This is a genomic window from Rhodopirellula europaea 6C (assembly GCF_000338295.1).
Lineage (GTDB): Bacteria > Planctomycetota > Planctomycetia > Pirellulales > Pirellulaceae > Rhodopirellula > Rhodopirellula europaea.
This window is the reverse complement of the sequence record NZ_ANMO01000090.1, coordinates 56,890-73,530: the sequence shown is the minus strand read 5'-3', so window position 1 is coordinate 73,530 and position 16,641 is coordinate 56,890. Positions and strand designations below refer to the sequence as shown.

Genomic DNA, 16,641 nt, shown 5'->3' with positions numbered 1-16,641 from the left:
CGTTCGGCGATCTGTTTTTCGTAAGGGACGAAATCTGAATCCCGCTCTTGCGTTACCGGCCATCCGCTGAAAAATCCCACTCGACCGGTTTGCCGGTCTTTGCTTTCCAGCGGATTGATCGGATGTCGAGGCCGTGGGTGGTTGGAACATACAGGCGAAGTAACTGACTTCGTCCCTCGACAGGCACTTGCACTGTGATGTCCTGCCAGCTTGTCGATTCAGGAACTTCGAAGTCCACCGTCTGGCCATTTGCAGGGAATTCAGTCTGGCCCTCGTTTCGCCACTGAACACGTCCTGTCCCGCTCTTGCCATCGACGCCCCGAGCTTGCAGGTGCAGCGTGATGGGTCCGTTCAGTTTCACTTGAGCCGTCCCCAGGAACGGATTCTTTCCCTGACAAACCACGCGAATCGCACCGTCGATCGACTCGAGTTTGCATTGCTTGGGAACCAGCCCGTGCGTCGGGGTTCTCGAACTTACCGATGTGGTCGTTCTCGGTTGAAAGTCTGGATTGAGTTTCGGGGGAAGGCCGCCGGTGCGTTCAAAGTGCGTTTTGATGAACTGATCAAGCTCGGCCACTTTCTCCGGCATTTCGGCAGCGAGATTCTTCGATTCGGCGAGGTCATCCTTGAGATTGAATAGTTCGACGAGGCCATCGTAGCTGTCCGGTTTGCGGGTGTAACGCCGGATGAATTTCCAATCGCCGTCACGCACCGAGATGCCTCCGCCGTGATACGGAAAATAGCTGACGCTCGTTTGGTCCGTTGCCTCAACGCCCTCTGTGAGCACCTTCGCGAAGGACTTCCCATCGATGACATGATTCTCAGGTTCGGCCTGGCCGGTCAGTTCAAGCAGCGTGGGATACAGGTCGATATTATTGACGATTGTCTCGCTGACCGAGCCCGCAGGAATGTGCTGGGGCCACCGAACCATCAGAGGAACACGTTCGCCGCCCTCATAAAGCGATCCTTTTCCATCGCGGAGACCGAGATTCTTCGTCGGATACTGCAGACCAGCGTAGTCGTTGTAAATCTTCGTGTAGCCATACGTCTTGCTCTTCGGATTGGCCATCTTCCGCTTCTGTTCGCTCGCACTCATGCTGTGAGTGTTGCCGCCGTTGTCGGAAAAGAAGACGACAATGGTGTTGTCGGCGATACCAAGTTCATCGAGCGCTGTCATGACTCGTCCGAAGTTGTCGTCCATGGTTTTCAACATGGCGGCGTAGACCGGGTTCGTATGACCGTCGGGCTCAGACTCCTTCCTGGCGAACTTCTGAATGAGATCCTGTTTCGCTTCCCAAGGGCCGTGACAGTCATACATCCACAGATTCAGGTAGAATGGTTCGTCCTTATGTTCGGTGATGTACTTGATTGCCTCGGTACCGAGCCGGTCGTCGATGTGTTCGCCTTTTGGTCCGTCGACAATATTGCCGACTCGACGTGCCGCACCAGGCTTACCGTCAGCGTGAACTCCGTGCGGTGAGAAATAGGTGCTGCCGGGAGGTCCGGGATCTGGTGCGGAGTGAAACGTGACCTCAAAGCCGTGCTGGTCCGGCCAATGTTCCTGAGTCAAGCCCAGGTGCCATTTGCCCATGTGAGCCGTGCGGTAGCCGGCACCGAGAAAAGCTTCGGCCAGCGTCGTGGCATCCGGATCCAGGTAACGGCGACTCTTGGTGAGCAGGTATTCGTCTGTTGGTGTAGCAGCCTGATAGACCTGCGCGCCCCACGGTTCTGGCTCCTGATGTCCGTGGGCGGAAAGGATGCCGTGGCGAGATTCCTCCTGCCCGGTCAAGATCGAGGCCCGACTGGGCGAGCACAGCGGATGCGCATAGGCGTTGGTGAAACGCATCGCTTGTTTGGCGAAGGCATCGATGTTTGGCGTCTCGTAGTATTCGGAACCGAAGACACCCCCGTCGGTCCAGCCCATGTCATCGACTAGAAAGAGAACGACGTTCGGCGGTCGTCCCGGTTCGCCATTCGCCTTAGCTGACAGGCAAACAAGACCAACGATCGGCAAGAGGAGCAAGGCGTGATGAAGTCTCATAGATTTTCTTTTTTGGGTTGGTCTTTTCTAAACGTAGGCAAGCTGCTTCGTAATGGACTTCTCTACTTGCTTCTCACCTTTTTCTTGGAGTATTCCGTGGGCAGCGTGGCGGCCCAGGCTTTGACTTTCCTGGAAAGCGTTTTCACGACGTCTGGATGCTGCTCAGCGACGTTGTGACTCTCGCTGGGGTCAATCGACAGGTCGTAAAGTTCTGGTTCACCGCGTTGTTTGCGTGGCAGATGCAACTTCCAGTTGCCCTCCCGCATCGCTGGCGTCGCGCCGACTGCACTTGTCTTCCAGAATAGTGGCTTTGTTCGCTCACGATCGGTACCGAACCAGATATCGGAGATGTCTTCGCCGTCAATTGGCTTCGGTAATTCGTCGACTCCGGCAATCGCACACAGCGTCGGCAACCAATCAATGAACGAGCAGACGTTGTGCGTATCGACTCGACCGGCTTCGACCTTGCCGGGCCAGCGAACGATAAACGGGACGCGTGTGCCGCCTTCGTACTGTTCGTGTTTGCCGCCACGAAATTCGCCCGCGTAACCGAGCATGTTGTTCGAGTATCTCCGAGGTTCCTGCTTGCTGAGAATCACCGGCGCTGGCCCATGGTCGCTGGAGAAGACAACGATCGTGTTGTCGCTCAGTCCCAGTTCGTCGAGCGTCTTCAACAGGCGATCGACGTTGCGATCGATCTGATAGACGTCGCCAAGGTACTGCCGCATCGAATCGTCGAGGTCGCCGCCGATCTGTTTGCACTCGTCGAACTTGTGCTGCATGGTTGTCGCGAAGTCTTCGCGATTGACGGTGACATCGTCGAATTCCGCGACGAGTCCTTCAGCCGTGTTGACGGGGAAATGCGTCGCGTGTCCCCACACGTTGACGTAGAACGGTCCGTCCTTGTTCTGTTTGATGAAGTCGATCGCCGCCGAATACAGGTCATCGTCACGGCCGGCGTCGCCAGTGGTCTTGTCACGGCTCTTGCCGATCACTTTTACGGTATCAATGCTGTACGTGCCGTCCGCTTCATCCGGACCAATATGCCACTTGCCGAAATGACCCGTCTGATAGCCGCGTTGTTTCAGCAATTCGGTGATCGTTATACGCTCGCCGAAACCAAAATCGGCTGCGTACTTCGGGAATCGAGCCGGGAACAGCCCCGTCATGAGTCCGGTACGGCTCGGATTGCACGTCACGCCTGTCACATAGAACTGTGTGAACCGCGTTCCCTCTTCCGCCAGTTGGTCAATCACTGGCGTTCGAGCATAGGGATGTCCGTAACATCCAAGATCGCCGTAACCAAGATCATCAGCGAACATGAAAACAATGTTCGGCGGCCGCTGATCGGCTGCTTGGACCCTCGCAAATGAAGGCGTAACCGAAAGCAACACTGCTGAGGCCAGCAATAGAATTATATTGTTCATTGGAAATGGTCCTGCTGAGATTGACACTTTAACGCCCCTTTCTCGATTGCTTTTGTTTCATTGCGGGATCGGTGTAAGGCAAGTACTTCGGATGGGGAACATAGTTGCCTTGGCCTTTTTCCCAGCGGAAAGTTTCGCCTTCGATGACTAGATCTCGCCGCGAGTTCAGCTTCGGTTCCGGATCAGAGAACTCAGTGGGTGCGGAATCCTTCAGCGTGGTGATGACGTCCGCGTACTGCGGGTCGGACACGAGGTTGTTCCATTCGTGAGGATCCTCTTTGACGTTGTACAGTTCCTGGTTCTTGTCGTCGTAGTGGATGTATCGCCAGTCGCGATTCATCACCGCGAATTCACCTGGTTTGATGTAGGGAAGATACACCGTTCTGTCGTCTGCTTCAGCGGGCTGGTTCAGTGTTGCTTTCAATGAAACACCTTCTAGATTCTGGTGCGGTGCCGGCAAGTTGCAGGTTTCGATCAGGGTCGGGTAGATGTCGATCAGGCTGACCGTCACGTCAGTCCTAACGCCTTTCGCCACGCCGGGGCCGGCCCATACAAACGGCACGTTGGAGGTTCTTTCCCACAACGTGTGTTTTCCCCACTGACCTTTTTCGCCGAGGTGATAACCGTGATCGCTCCATAGCACGACGATGGTGTTGTCGGCATAAGGGCTTGCCTCGAGTGCATCTAGAATTCGACCGACCATCGCATCCGCGTAGCTGGTGCACGCCAGGTATCCAAGCAAGGCGTCCTTCCAAGCACCCATCGCAACCAATTTGTCGTAGTGAAAAGCTTTGCGATTCTTGCGCTGCTTGACAATTTTTTCCGGTAAGTCGTCCAGGTCATCTTCTTTGAACGCCGGAGTTTCGATGGCATTTCGATCGTATAGGTCAAAATACTTTTGCGGGCAGTAGTTGGGGTAATGAGGAGCGTAGAAACCGCATGCCAGGAAGAACGGCTTGTCGTGCTTCCGTTTCAGTTGATCGGCAGCCCAGTTGGCGCGTATCGTGTCGGCCATCTCCTCTTCCCGTTCGTTTGCAATCGCTCCCCATTCCAGGAACAGTCCGCCAGTAATCTTTTTGCCTTTGTTGTAGATGCTGGCAGGAAAAGGCTGTGGTACGGGTGTGTCGCTGCTCCATGATTCCAAGGCCCAACCGCCTTCACGCTGGAATTGATTTCGTAGGAAGAACTTCGTCCAGTCTCGTTGATCGATCGATCCAGCCGGATGATGAAATAGCTTGCCACTGCCGAGTGTCGAGTAACCCGCTTTGGCGAAAGTTGTTTGCAGCGATTCAATCTCCGGATGATGCACAAAGTAATTCGGAGTCTCATAGCAACCGGTTGTCGATGCGTACTGGCCGGAAAAAATAGCCGCACGACTGGGGGCACAAAATACGCCGGCGGTATGTGCATTGGTAAAGCACACACCACGAGCGGCGAGGCGATCGATGTTGGGTGTGATTGCATTCGGCCGAGAGTCGAGACATCCAACGAAGTCGTTCATGTCGTCGACCGCCAGAAACACAACGTTGGGCAGTTTCTCGTCTGCATGCAGTGACGTGGCGAGCAATACGAGAAGGCAAAATGGAAGACGCTTCAATTGCATGGTGATTCCGATCATCAATGGTTTCTTATGATTGAATTTGTTCGGTCAATGAAAATGTCAGTGCTTCAAGTTTTGCCGTGAGAAAGCGTTCGACGTTTCAATCATCTTGTCGAACCAAACTTGTTTGCCCAGAAACGGATGTGGTGCATCCTCGATGACGGTCAAGCCAGTGGTGATTTCCAGTTGCTGCATTCGCTCGCGAAAGACAGACGCGTGCGTGCTTGGATCGTCCGCTTCGCCGGTGATGAACCAGCAGGCCGGATCATTCTTGTCGAGATGATAGAGCGGTGATGCCAGCCGATACGTATCAAACTTTTCTGCCTGTGTGCCTCCGAGGAACTGTCTCCAAATTTTTCCACGTCCATCGATTGCGGAAATTTCCCGAGTGCGATCCGACAGAAAGTCGGTTTGAGCCCCCATCGGTACGGCGGCTTGAATGGCGCTGCTGAAATTTGCATTGCCTCCTTCGCCTTCCAGTTCTTCTACACCAGCGGAAGTTGCAAGCAGCGCCGTCAGGTGTCCGCCAGCGGAGAGCCCGATCGCTCCAACGTGATCGGAGTCAATGCCGAACTCCTCAGCGTTGGCTCTTAGGAACCTCACGGCTGCTTTGCAGTCATGGATTTGTGCGGGGAAAGGAGCCTCGCCACTCAACCGGTACGAAATGGTTGCAGCGACATAGCCTCGTGCCGCCAACGCTTGTGCGACTCCTCCGTGGTTAGCGCGAGTTCCGTTGGCCCACCCGCCGCCGTGAATGCAAACGATTGCCGGGAGCGTTCCCCATGAGTGCTTCGGTCGGTAGAGATCCATTTCCAACGTCCGATCTCCGTAGCGAGCATAGGTGACGCCAAGACGTGAATCGAGCTGTTCGAGCAACGTTTCAGGGATCTCGGTATTGCCGTCTTCACGCGGTACAGAGACCTTGCCGGCGGGCCGGGCATCACGCCGCATCTCTTCCTGAAATAGGATCGCCATCCCACGAAGCTTACGGAGGATCGTCGGATTGCGAACGATTTCGGATTCACCAGGATCCGCGGTGAGGTCGTACAAAGCGAGGCTCGGATTCAGGTATAGCTTCCAGTTCCGCCATCGCACCGCGGCCAAAGCTCCCTGACTTCCGTGATAGAAAAACGCATCGTTGTACTGGTTGCGGTTGATAAGCGAGCCCCATTCGCCGTCAGGCTCCCACCGACGGCGAAGCGGTACGCCAGCGTTGAGCGACTTTTTCAAACCGGGGGGCGGCACGAAGTCGGTTTCCCCACGAAGCAGGGGGCTGAGATCACGCCCGTCGATCACACGCTCGGATGGGATTTCAATGTCGGCCAGCGTCGCCAGTGTTGGGTACCAATCCATTGCCCGCACCACCGCTGGGGAACTGATTCCCGCCCGCAATCCTAAGCCTGGTCCCCAGGCGATCGCCGGCACACGAATGCCACCTTCGTATGTGGACAGTTTCCGTCCGCGGATCTTTTGCTGTGGATTGCGTCCGGGGCCGCGACCGTTGTCCGACGCATAAACAACGACGGTGTTGTCATCGATATTCAGGCGTTTCAAGACATCAATGATTCGACCGACGTGGTGATCCAGTTCCTGAATCGCATCCCCGTACTCGCCCCATTGCGACGTGCCTTTAAATTCTTCGCTGACGCCCAGCGGATTGTGAAGCATGGTATGGGGAAGGTAGAGCAAAAAAGGCCCTTCCTTGTTAGCCTCGATGAAATCGATCGCCTCATTGGTGTAGAGCTTTGTCAGCTCGTCAGGATCCGCAGGACGTTTGACGACATCTCTGTCTCGCTGCAGCGGAACGCCACCGACGTCCTCAAAATAGACCGTCTCGACCGGATCAAGATTGTGGAGCAGTCCGAAGTAGTGATCGAAACCCTGATTTTGCGGCAGAAAGGGCTCATGAAAACCGAGATGCCATTTGCCGATGCAAGCGGTCTTGTAGCCGTTGTCTTTGAAGAGTTCCGCGAGCGTCAATTCGTCGCTGTGAATGCCGGTATTGGAATCCGCCCGGTGCACCCAAACGTGATTGCCGACTCGGCGTGGGTAGCACCCCGTCAACAACCCAGCCCGTGATGGGCTGCAAATTGGAGCTGCCGCGTAGTAGTCGGTGAATCGAATACCTCCCCCGGCCATCTCGTCGATGCGAGGCGTTTTCACCTCGGTTGCTCCATAGCAGCCCAGATCGTAGTAGCCCTGATCGTCAACCAGGATCAACACAATATTCGGTTTCTCGGCAGACATCAGCAGACGTGGCGTACCCGTGCAACTCGCGATAAAGACGAGACTGGCCGTGATGGCTTGGATAGGCGATATCATGGATGTTGTTTTCATAGGAATACTCATTGCGATCTGGCAATCTCTTCTTGCGCCGTACGAAAGAGCGCCTCAATTTCGTCTTTCTCGAGTGCCCGGTTGAACAACGCAACCTCATCGATCCGGCCATTCCACAATTGCGTCGCACTCGCTGCCGTTCCGAACCAGACCGCACCGGAGTTGTTGGTAGCCATCGCATCACATGTTGTGGCCGAGACGAGTTTTCCGTCCTCGTAGAGCTTTAGGTTCTCTCCGTCAACGGTCACGACAACGTGCCGCCACGCCTTCAGCGGCAAGACTGAGCCGCTTGTCGTCGTGACCTCGTCCGCGAAGGTGGTTGGGTTTTCGGTCCGAATTTTGGCTTGCAGCGAAGCATTCTCGTTGAGTGATATATCGAAGTTGCCATGTCCGCTATCGAAGTTTGTGGCGACCACTCCATCTTGTGCAAGAGCTTCCAAATACACGAATGCGGTCAGAGAAAAATGGCCAGTGCCAAATGCGGGCGGCGAGTCGACGCGTCCCCCACGACCGATGGAGTCGACTCCAACTTTCAACGAGCCGCCAGCGAAGACACCTTTGGCATGTGGCGGACGTTTACCTTCGCCAGTTAGAACGACGCCGGAATATTCAGGCGGTTCGGATACCAGTCCGCGGTCACGTATTGGCATTCGGTAATAAGCCACAGGCGACAACCGCTTGATCGCGCGAGCGTAGTTCAGCCTCGGTTCATCGAAGTTGCGAATGAATCGATTGGTCTCGATGGAGATGCCCACGGGGGCAGATGCTCCACCAGTAATCCGAACGGCCTCTGATGCGTGAAGATCAACCGACTTGGACGAGTCACGCTGATTCGATGTCCCCGGATTCACTCGCACGAGCCCGTCAAAGACATGAACCTCGCTGGTGCCACCTTCAACATCGATCGAAAACTCTGTGCCGAAATCTACGACTTCCGCCTCGGGTGTTTCGACTGTGAACCCAATGCCTTCGGGAGGAACCGTGGCTGACAGACGCCCGCTGTGAAGTACGACACGTCGGTCACTTACCACATCGAAGCGGGCAGGTGCCTCCAAATAGACCATGACGCCGCCGCCAAACCCTAAGTTCATCAATCCGGTCCGCAGCTCGTAATCCCCTGCGGGCAGTTGCGGGGCGACCCAATGCCGATCGTCTTTCTTCAGCATTCCGCCCACGTTGCGAACGACAGATGCCACGGCATGGTCAACACTGGGCGGGGCCTCGGTGCGGTGGGACCACAAGAACGCAAAAAGCAGGCAAGCCGCTGTTACCAATCCGGTCGTCATCGCTAGTAGAACCGCCGATGATTCAAACAGCAGCGTCGTCTGAGGTTGTGGTACCGACGCGACCGCAATCGCCGAAGCTTTACTGTTCGATTTCAACGCATCCGCCTGGATGTGTCGGCGTCGTAACGACCGCCTTAGATTCGAGTGTAGCTCAGCGCGAGACGCAAACCGCTGAAGGTTCGCTGGGGTCTTTAGCCACAACTGAAATTCCGCAGCCTCGTTGTCAGACGCCTCTCCCGAAAGCATGCGATCGATCAGTTTATCATCGACGGTCATTACCGATTCTCCATCGCAAGACGTCGTTCGATGCAACCAGCAAGTGCCGTACGCGCACGTGTCAAGAGTACTCGCACCGAGCCGCTAGTCGACCCAACTTCCTGAGCGATATCGGCGGCTGAACTTTCACCGACGTAACGCAAATCGAGCAGCCGCCGCGATCGGGGTGGGAGTTCATCCAGACAGGATTCAAGTGCTTCGCGTCGTTGACTTCGACCATCAGCCTGTTGGGCTATGGTGTCAGCGAGTCTGCCGAGTAGCTCGTCCGAGAAAACGAGCGGTGAACGCCGCTGAGTCCGGTAGAAATCAATCACGCGTGATTTGGCGAGCCACAGTGCCCAGCCGACGAACGGTCGTCCTGATTCATACTCATCAAACCGTCGCGCCAGCTCCTGAGCGATCCGTTGAACAACATCTTCCGCATCATGGAACCCATGGATCGACGCAAATACATACGCCGATACGGCTGGCTCAGCCTCGAGCCAGTACTGTGTGAATATTGCCCGTTTCTGATCTTCGTTCATAAGCACGGCCGACGCGTAACAACTGTCTGTCCACCGTATGCCGACTGCGAACAGAGATCGTTAACAGAAATCTAGAAAAGAGTTCTGTTTTAAACGATTTCGCACAACAAAGATTAACTTCTGCTTTGGTCAGTCCGCTCGTTGACGGCTGAAAAGCGTCAGAATTGGTCTGGCCACTTCATTCGCACAGTCGGATCCGTCGAACCGCAAGTGGGAAGACCTGCGAGATCGAGAGGCCTGCGAAGAAGCGATCTCTCGCATCTTTTCTTCGTTGCAGGTTGTTCATCTCATGAATCGAACGCATCCATGTTGAGTGGACATCACGATTGTTGTAGCCGATCTCGCTGACCACATTCGGCAAACTTAGGCTGCTATTCATCTGGCTGATTGAGTCGATTCCGCACCAGGCCAGCGACCAGCTACATTGGATGTGTTCGCCGGGTGCTCAGTGCTCAGGTTCCACGCAACTGATTTGGGGGTATGTTTCCTTTCATTTCGAAACCGTTCCCAAGATCGATTCGCTCAACTTCATGACCATTCAGCTGATAGTGACACACGCGGGTGGAGCCCACAAAGATGAGTTCCTTGCTTGCAGCCTGCTGGCGTATTTGCATGGAGTTCCGATTCAGCGACGAGACCCAACGGAGGAGGACTTGGCCGATCCATCGGTTTGCGTCGTCGATGTTGGTGGAGTGCATGACCCACGAATGAAAAACTTTGACCATCACCAATTCCCTCGCGATGCCCCGCCACTTTGTGCCTTGTCGTTAGTGCTCCAGGATATGGGTCTTTACGACGATGCCCTGTCCTTTTGCGCTTGGCTTCGTCCAGCAGAATGGCTCGACACATTAGGGCCCAACGAAACCGCCAAGCTGATGGAAATTCCGCGTGCGGCTCTCGGAGCACTCAATTCACCGCTCGACATGACTTTGCTGAATCGATTTGCGAGCCAAAAAGAAATCCATTCTGAAAGTCCTGTGTACCAAATCATGTGCATGGTGGGTGAGGACATTGTCGACTACTTGAAGACTTTGCGTGAACGATTGGACTACCTGAAAGAAAACGCCCAGTACTGGAGCATCGAAACCGGTGGTGAGCCGATTCGGGTCTTGTTCCTCGAACAGAGCGAAGTCATTTCCGCAGATCCTTCGTTTGGGATTCATGCCTTCATTGAGAACGAAGGCAAGGAGAATGAGATTCACGCGACGGTCTATCCTGATCGACGAAGCGATGGATACGGATTATCGCGTTACAATGACAGTCAACGTTTGGACTTTTCAAAAATCGAGTCGCACGAACTGGTGCGATTTGCGCACAAACGAGGATTTGTTGCGAAAGTCTCAACCAAGGATCCGAAGCGGCTCAAAGAACTATTGGAACTTGCCATTGTCGGATTCGTTAGCTGAATCTCCGCAGAGCGATGGGCTTCGCACAAACCCTTCGCGCAAACTCATCGAACGTTTTCGGCGGGATATCATTCCACCGGCGATGTTTAATCAAGCCGCAAAGAACAGCTGAAGATTCAAGGCGGTGAATTCGGAACGCGACGCTTTCTTCCTGCGTGAGTTGCAATCGATGGTGTCGGCTCTCGATCTGCCTGACACAACTTGCTTGGACCCGACCCTTCTGAGCGACAAATGCTGGCAGTTCGGTCGCCTGGCAGCGTTCGCGATGCGGGAACTCTGCGTGCCGAAAGGTTGACCGCTGTTTGCGAAGTCGAGGTCGGATCAGGATGAGATCGATGCGGCGACTGGTCTCGCTAACGTGGTCGGGGGTGATCAGCCTTCCTGTCGTGGCTGTCAAAACGTCGCCAAAGTGAGTTTCGGTATGTGATATGCATGGGTGGTTGCTGTTGCACCACTCACTCGCACCGGAATTTTGAACAATGCAAGTCCTGACAACACAGTGTCCGTACTGCCAGCGGGAAGTCGACAGCACGATCGAGCATCTCGATGGGCCGGTGGTTTGTCCCAGTTGCGACAAGCCATTCGAGATGGAGATGCCGACTGCTGTGGTCACCTCGGTTCACGAGGTCGACGAAAACTCGGCGATCGAAAGCAAAATGGCATCTGAACCGGCAGAACGCACTCTGGTCGAAGTTCATCCGGTTGTTTTCCGTGCCCGCCCCGTCGTCGGTTTCGTCCTGACTGTTGTTGGCATTGCCGCAGTCGCACTGATCATCATGTCGGTCACTGGCGTGTCACTGGCCGGTTATTCGCTTGGCGAAACGATGGTGCTCGGCCCAGCGTCGATTGTGGTTTGGGTGGGGACGGTCGCGTTGCTTGTGATCGCGGGCATGATCGGCTATTGGACGCTGTTGAGTCGCTTCACCACTTTGACCGTCACCGACGACCGCACGATCTATCGCGAAGGCATCGTCTCGCGGGACACTTCGGAAGTGCAGCACGACGACGTTCGTAATATCCAACTCGATCAGTCGTTCGCTCAGCGGTTGCTCAACGTGGGTGGCATCGGCATTTCCAGTTCCGGCCAAGATGATTTAGAAGTCGTCGCCAAAGGTCTGCCCCACCCGAAGCAAATCATTGATCTCATTCGCGAAAACCAGGACTGAGTTTTCGTAGCGAGGTTCGACGCTTGTGGGCGTCGAAGTGCTGTTCGCATAGTAAGTCAGGTTCTTCAGCAAAAGGTTGGTGATTACGGCGGCGCACCGTTTGCGGCACAGGACGTGTCGAACCTTCAAGTCCCCAAACATAGGCCCGTCATGATCCTGCCCAAACAAAGTCTCGTGGTGTCTCTCATCGCCACGTTTCTGATTTGCTCCCCAACGTTTGCTGATTTATCCTCACCAAGTGCCGATGATATTCGCTCTGCCATCGAGGCTGATCTCGAAGACGCCGAGCGTCTCAGCCAAAACGAAATCGACGTGGCCAATGATTCCGGCATCGTCACACTGACCGGCACCGTTCTCAGTCTTCAAGACCGCCAGATTGCTGCCTCAATCGTGAAGCGTACTCGCGGCGTTGTCGCAGTCCAAAACCGCATTCTCGTCGAACGGTCGTCACGGTCTGATTCCGAGATCCATTCCGATGTGGAAAAGGTGTTGCAGATCAATCAAAGCGTCGAGCATCCTCCGATCACGACGGAAGTGTCTGGCGGAACGGTATCGCTTCTTGGCAAAGTTGACTCATTGGCTCAGAAGCGAATTGCTGAGTTCGCCGCTGCTGGTGTCCGAGGTGTTTCCGAAGTCGACAACCAAATCACCGTCCGAATGTCCAGCGATCGTACTGACGAAGAGTTGCGAGCGGAGATCAGTGCGTTGATCGTTCAGTCGGTCTACTTTGACAATGCCGACATTGACGTTCAGGTCGAGGAACATGTTGCAAAGCTGAGCGGTGCGGTGGGATCTGTCGCCGCAAAGGAGCGGTTGGAGCAAGTCGCAGAGATTTGGGGCATCGCCGCCGTTGATGTCACTGGCATTGAAGTCAATCCTGACAAGCTCGACGATTCACTTCGTAAGCAGCGATACGCCGATGTCAACGACGAGAGCATCAACGATGCGATACGCCGTTCATTTGAAGCCGACCCGTATCTCTTTTCGCGTGCCGAGGAGATTGACGTTGTCTTTAACCAAGGCAAAGTTCAACTGAACGGCGTGGTTGATCGAAGCTTCATCCGAACGCGAGCTGGTCAATTGGTGCGCAACGTTGTTGGCGTCCGCCGCATTGCTAACCAGTTGGACGTTGAATACCCAGACGAGAAACCGTCTGACCCAACCATCATCGGAGAAACTCAACAAGCTCTCGCCCGCAGCGGGCATCTCGACCGCCGCGAAATTCGCGTTCATTGTGACCGAGCACATGTTAGTCTGTATGGTTTGGTGGATTCGGAGTTAGAGAAGCGTGTGGCTCATGCGATTGCTGACGGGGTGGCGGGAGTCGTCCACGTCAACAACGCACTCGCGGTCGAAGCCGAGCCATCGGGTAAAAGCGATGAGCAGATCGAGAAAGATCTCAATCGCAAGCTCAAGTACGCCTTGTTGAATCGCAGCAACCAAATCGATGTGGTCGTGGAAGACGGCGTGGCTATCCTGCGAGGCCATGTCGACACGTGGTTGCAGTGGCAGACCGCGATGGATTTGGCCGTCGAGGCTGGAGCTCACCATCCGCACAACATGATCAAAGTCCGCTATCACCCGCCCCATTCCGGCGAACAGTACTTCGTTCCTCAGTGAGCTTCGTTTTTCTTCGGAGGGAACCGTGGCCAACGGGCTGCTGATTCAGTCGTATACCAAATGACAACAATTTGCCGATGGGCGTTAGTCCCGGTTGACGTTTGATTAGTCGCCGCGAACGCGGTGAATCTCGTTTGCAATGGCGTCGTTCCATCAGCCGTGGGGGATCAGGCCAGCTGGCCAGCGGACTTCGTCAATGCGTGCGGCCAGTTCCGGTTGGTTGGCATCGTGTCGCTAATCGGCAATGCCGTTGAATCGGGCGAGCAATTGATCGCGGTTCAGGTGTTTCCAAACCGGGTGTTGTTGGTCGAAGTTTGGAAAACGTTTGAGCAGTTCAGAAAGGTTGATGGTGTCATCTAGCGTTTGCTGGGCTCCGTCTACCGTTCCATTGCCCCGGTTGGCATCGAACCGCACGAGTGCGTCGTTTGGGATGCGAGCTACCAATGAACTATCGCCGGCAACCATCACGTTGTGTTGGATTTGAATCAGACCGCTGAGTAGATTTGCACCCTTACTGTCGCGCGGATGAATGATCCGTATCGGTGCCGCCTTTCCGAGGGCTAGGAGAACGTTGCCGTTGATTTCCAGGTTGCCGACGACGGCTTCCTGGTGGTTGCGGCTGTACAGGCAATGTCCTCTGCACGCGACCCAGTTGTTTCGCACGATGCAGTCAGCCGCGACTTGCATTGCGCTGTCGTTGGACTCCCAGATGACATTCGAATCGACGCGATTGACCGGTTGTCCTGCGGTGCCGTAGATAGTGATTGCTGGATAGTTTGTGTTGTGGATGACGTTCCGTGCGATCAAGTTGCCATAGCTGCCTTGTTTGATTTCGATTCCATCGCCCTGGCTTATGTTTGGGCCGTTCAGGTGATGGATGTAGTTGTCCGTGACTTCTGAATCATGAAAGACAGCCTCGCCGTTGTTGGCCCCCAGATAGAACGCTTCGCCATGTCCGCTGGTGTGATGGACATGGTTGCGGCAAAAAGTCATCCCGCGGTAGTCGTCACCAGGATGGTTGCAGGTGACGGCGACGCCGCCGACATGGTGAATATGAAGTCCTTCGAGTGTGATCGATTCTGTACGGTGCGAGTCCGAACTTTGGATCCGGATTGCTGCCGCACCGCCCGTGATTTCGAAACCTTCCAATTTCAGGTGCTGGGTTCCTTCCAGGTTGAATGTGTTCTGCTTCGCATCGGGCCTGCGGAAGATCACTTTGGCTCCGTCATCCGAGCGGATCACAATGGGCTGCTCGGCGGTTCCCCGGTGAGACATCACCAAGCGTCGTGAATCGGTGTAGGTGCCATCGCTCAAGATCACAACGTCGCCTGGACGCAAAGAATCACCGCTCAGCAATTCAAGCCAATTCTGTTCAGGGCCGATGCGGAATTGTTCGGCGGAGACCGGCGTCAACGTCCAGCCTGCCAGCAGCAAAACGGTCAGAACCGATAGCATTTTTCTGCCTATAGTCATTGTCAGACTTCGCATGCAATTCCAGTTCCTGTGAGCGTCGAGCAATTCTCCCGCCTTTTGCAATCCAGCTTAGGGCGCAAGCGACATTCGATGTAGCAACCAGACGCATTGGCTTCGCCGAACGCCGTGATTTGGCGTGGAAGGTTGCTCAATACTATATCCGCTTGAGGGTCGCTCCGACCGGTCCGGAGCGAATCGACGCGCGTCTGGCGAACAGCTAGGACCGTTTCAAGACGTATTGCTTCAACAAGTTCCACCAATGGATAGAGAGTTTGCCCGATACATTGCTGGTGGTAGAAACTTGTGTGATGACGTCACCGTTGTGTTTGACCACAAGGTTTTGCTGAGTCGCCTGCGCGATTGCTGCGAGTGTGGATCTGGATGCTCGAGCGTGCTTCAGCGAGAAGCGAGGAAGAGACCCACTGGATTCGATCAAAATCGTGTCGTCATCAGTCGTGGACATCTCCACGACTTGAATGACGTTCGAATGATCGAAGCGTTCCAGCTTCAAGTCGGCTTCGATCGAGACGGTTGGGGCGGACTTGCGAGTCATTTGCTAGCTGACAGGTCGCGAGTGCGAACCTTCAAAACACCGTTGAGCTTCCAGTGTGCATGTTCCACGCTTTCATCGCCAGTCTTGGCGGGCACGAAGACTTCCATGTTTTCGAAGTCGTAAGAAATCTCCGCGTTTCGGCCGGTCAAGGCGTCATAGAGTCCGGCGGCCAATTCTGGCCAAGTGTGTGTTCCTTGCTTGTCAGTCATCGTATTCCTCATCGTGTTTTGAGTGTGGTGATTCCTAGCCAACGAACTTTAGAACAGCGGCAAGCTGATGGTTGGAAGTTTTTGCAAACGTTGAACGACCTTCACACAGGGTCACGCTATTAGCGGTGACAGACGGACTTGCCATGCTCATATCCTCCTTGGTCTTTTCATGTGGCCGCATTGGTGACCCGACCCAAAAGGTCCTTAGCAAACTGTTGAATAAGAGATCAAAAGTGAAACGTGAGTCGCAAAAATTATCACGATCCGAAATCGATCGCGTCATCATGATGTTTTGGGAAGATCGAACGAGCTTTGATGCCATCCGAACACAGTTTTCTCTTTCGCATGGCGACGTCATTGAACTGATGCGTAAAGAGATGAAGCCCAGCTCATTTTGTATGTGGAGAAGGCGGACTGCACGGCGGTTAACAAAAACGAGGCGGCGTTTTTAAGTCAACAAGACGAGAATCGCTGTCGCCGCTTTCGCGCCAAGTCGCAGCGAGGTTAGTCATCGCTCGAGCCCGCAAGCGATATCGAACGGTTTGGTTCGACTGCCAGACTGCCGACCATTCTGCTCTGGTGTCCCGCAATTTGTCCATGTGCTTGATCGCCGCGCAAAGCAAGCCAACCAAAAGGGGAACGTCAACCATTTTGACGGTCGCGGTCACGAACTGATTCTTGACACGAAACGAAGCCGAACTGACTACCCAAGGGTCCAGCCAA

Annotated in this window: 15 protein-coding genes; 5 read left to right on the top strand and 10 right to left on the bottom strand. The window is 54.7% G+C overall.

Going from position 1 to position 16,641, the window contains the following annotated elements; translation table 11 throughout:
* Positions 1 to 52: 52 nt before the first annotated feature.
* The 7 genes from RE6C_RS07685 to RE6C_RS31485 form a co-directional block, all read right to left on the bottom strand.
* Positions 53 to 2,041 carry a sulfatase gene (locus RE6C_RS07685; RefSeq protein ID WP_008655365.1) on the bottom strand — a complete coding sequence of 663 codons (1,989 nt, stop codon included), beginning with the start codon at positions 2,039 to 2,041 and terminating at the stop codon, positions 53 to 55.
* A 62-nt stretch (positions 2,042 to 2,103) separates the two neighbouring features.
* Entirely contained in the window at positions 2,104 to 3,468 is a 1,365-nt protein-coding gene (locus tag RE6C_RS07680) for a sulfatase family protein (RefSeq protein ID WP_039961503.1), read from the bottom strand.
* A 28-nt stretch (positions 3,469 to 3,496) separates the two neighbouring features.
* Positions 3,497 to 5,071 (bottom strand): sulfatase, encoded by a 1,575-nt coding sequence (locus tag RE6C_RS07675; RefSeq protein WP_052034933.1) that lies wholly within the window; start codon positions 5,069 to 5,071, stop codon positions 3,497 to 3,499.
* A 57-nt stretch (positions 5,072 to 5,128) separates the two neighbouring features.
* Complete coding sequence (locus RE6C_RS29435) at positions 5,129 to 7,390, bottom strand: sulfatase-like hydrolase/transferase (protein ID WP_236618017.1); 2,262 nt, start codon at positions 7,388 to 7,390, stop codon at positions 5,129 to 5,131.
* Between the two features lie 23 nt (positions 7,391 to 7,413).
* Positions 7,414 to 8,967, bottom strand: coding sequence for a LamG-like jellyroll fold domain-containing protein (locus tag RE6C_RS07660; protein ID WP_008655361.1), 1,554 nt, complete (start codon positions 8,965 to 8,967; stop codon positions 7,414 to 7,416).
* Positions 8,967 to 9,491, bottom strand: coding sequence for a sigma-70 family RNA polymerase sigma factor (locus RE6C_RS07655; RefSeq protein ID WP_008655360.1), 525 nt, complete (start codon positions 9,489 to 9,491; stop codon positions 8,967 to 8,969). The genes RE6C_RS07660 and RE6C_RS07655 overlap by 1 nt, the downstream gene beginning before the upstream one ends.
* Positions 9,492 to 9,669: 178 nt before the next feature.
* Positions 9,670 to 9,870, bottom strand: a complete 201-nt coding sequence (locus RE6C_RS31485) for a hypothetical protein (RefSeq protein ID WP_144054691.1) — start codon at positions 9,868 to 9,870, stop codon at positions 9,670 to 9,672.
* 151 nt (positions 9,871 to 10,021) lie between these two features.
* Here RE6C_RS31485 and RE6C_RS07650 point away from each other — a divergent pair, with 151 nt between their 5' ends.
* The 4 genes from RE6C_RS07650 (at position 10,022) to RE6C_RS07640 (ending at position 13,683) form a co-directional block, all read left to right on the top strand.
* The gene (locus RE6C_RS07650) at positions 10,022 to 10,897 is read left to right on the top strand and encodes an MYG1 family protein (protein WP_039961512.1); all 876 of its coding nucleotides are present in this window, start codon (positions 10,022 to 10,024) and stop codon (positions 10,895 to 10,897) included.
* Positions 10,898 to 11,021: 124 nt separating this feature from the next.
* The gene (locus tag RE6C_RS32165; RefSeq protein WP_008655356.1) at positions 11,022 to 11,192 is read left to right on the top strand and encodes a hypothetical protein; all 171 of its coding nucleotides are present in this window, start codon (positions 11,022 to 11,024) and stop codon (positions 11,190 to 11,192) included.
* Between the two features lie 184 nt (positions 11,193 to 11,376).
* On the top strand, positions 11,377 to 12,063 hold the full coding sequence (locus RE6C_RS07645; RefSeq protein ID WP_008655354.1) for a PH domain-containing protein: 687 nt from the start codon (positions 11,377 to 11,379) through the stop codon (positions 12,061 to 12,063).
* Positions 12,064 to 12,240: 177 nt separating this feature from the next.
* The gene (locus RE6C_RS07640; RefSeq protein WP_236618016.1) at positions 12,241 to 13,683 is read left to right on the top strand and encodes a BON domain-containing protein; all 1,443 of its coding nucleotides are present in this window, start codon (positions 12,241 to 12,243) and stop codon (positions 13,681 to 13,683) included.
* Positions 13,684 to 13,917: 234 nt separating this feature from the next.
* Here RE6C_RS07640 and RE6C_RS07635 read toward each other — a convergent pair whose 3' ends face one another.
* The 3 genes from RE6C_RS07635 to RE6C_RS07625 all read right to left on the bottom strand — a co-directional run bounded on the left by RE6C_RS07635 (position 13,918) and on the right by RE6C_RS07625 (position 15,918).
* Positions 13,918 to 15,138 carry a chondroitinase-B domain-containing protein gene (locus tag RE6C_RS07635; RefSeq protein WP_008655351.1) on the bottom strand — a complete coding sequence of 407 codons (1,221 nt, stop codon included), beginning with the start codon at positions 15,136 to 15,138 and terminating at the stop codon, positions 13,918 to 13,920.
* 235 nt (positions 15,139 to 15,373) lie between these two features.
* On the bottom strand, positions 15,374 to 15,709 hold the full coding sequence (locus tag RE6C_RS07630; protein ID WP_008655348.1) for a hypothetical protein: 336 nt from the start codon (positions 15,707 to 15,709) through the stop codon (positions 15,374 to 15,376).
* Positions 15,706 to 15,918: a hypothetical protein gene (locus tag RE6C_RS07625; RefSeq protein WP_008655347.1), complete on the bottom strand. Its 213-nt coding sequence runs from the start codon at positions 15,916 to 15,918 to the stop codon at positions 15,706 to 15,708. Before RE6C_RS07625 ends, RE6C_RS07630 begins: the two co-directional genes overlap by 4 nt.
* Before the next feature lie 143 nt (positions 15,919 to 16,061).
* Here RE6C_RS07625 and RE6C_RS33335 point away from each other — a divergent pair, with 143 nt between their 5' ends.
* Entirely contained in the window at positions 16,062 to 16,370 is a 309-nt protein-coding gene (locus RE6C_RS33335; RefSeq protein ID WP_315852345.1) for a TIGR03643 family protein, read from the top strand.
* Positions 16,371 to 16,641 lie beyond the last annotated feature (271 nt).

Bases quoted from the DNA above. Each gene is read 5' to 3' on its own strand.
- RE6C_RS29435 (WP_236618017.1), bottom strand. From the start codon at position 7,390: ATGATATCGCCTATCCAAGCCATCACGGCCAGTCTCGTCTTTATCGCG.
- RE6C_RS07645 (WP_008655354.1), top strand. From the start codon at position 11,377: ATGCAAGTCCTGACAACACAGTGTCCGTACTGCCAGCGGGAAGTCGAC.
- RE6C_RS07680 (WP_039961503.1), bottom strand. From the start codon at position 3,468: ATGAACAATATAATTCTATTGCTGGCCTCAGCAGTGTTGCTTTCGGTT.
- RE6C_RS07650 (WP_039961512.1), top strand. From the start codon at position 10,022: ATGACCATTCAGCTGATAGTGACACACGCGGGTGGAGCCCACAAAGAT.
- RE6C_RS07660 (WP_008655361.1), bottom strand. From the start codon at position 8,967: ATGACCGTCGATGATAAACTGATCGATCGCATGCTTTCGGGAGAGGCG.
- RE6C_RS07655 (WP_008655360.1), bottom strand. From the start codon at position 9,491: ATGAACGAAGATCAGAAACGGGCAATATTCACACAGTACTGGCTCGAG.
- RE6C_RS07685 (WP_008655365.1), bottom strand. From the start codon at position 2,041: ATGAGACTTCATCACGCCTTGCTCCTCTTGCCGATCGTTGGTCTTGTT.
- RE6C_RS07630 (WP_008655348.1), bottom strand. From the start codon at position 15,709: ATGACTCGCAAGTCCGCCCCAACCGTCTCGATCGAAGCCGACTTGAAG.
- RE6C_RS33335 (WP_315852345.1), top strand. From the start codon at position 16,062: ATGCTCATATCCTCCTTGGTCTTTTCATGTGGCCGCATTGGTGACCCG.
- RE6C_RS31485 (WP_144054691.1), bottom strand. From the start codon at position 9,870: ATGAATAGCAGCCTAAGTTTGCCGAATGTGGTCAGCGAGATCGGCTAC.
- RE6C_RS07625 (WP_008655347.1), bottom strand. From the start codon at position 15,918: ATGACTGACAAGCAAGGAACACACACTTGGCCAGAATTGGCCGCCGGA.
- RE6C_RS07635 (WP_008655351.1), bottom strand. From the start codon at position 15,138: ATGCTATCGGTTCTGACCGTTTTGCTGCTGGCAGGCTGGACGTTGACG.
- RE6C_RS07675 (WP_052034933.1), bottom strand. From the start codon at position 5,071: ATGCAATTGAAGCGTCTTCCATTTTGCCTTCTCGTATTGCTCGCCACG.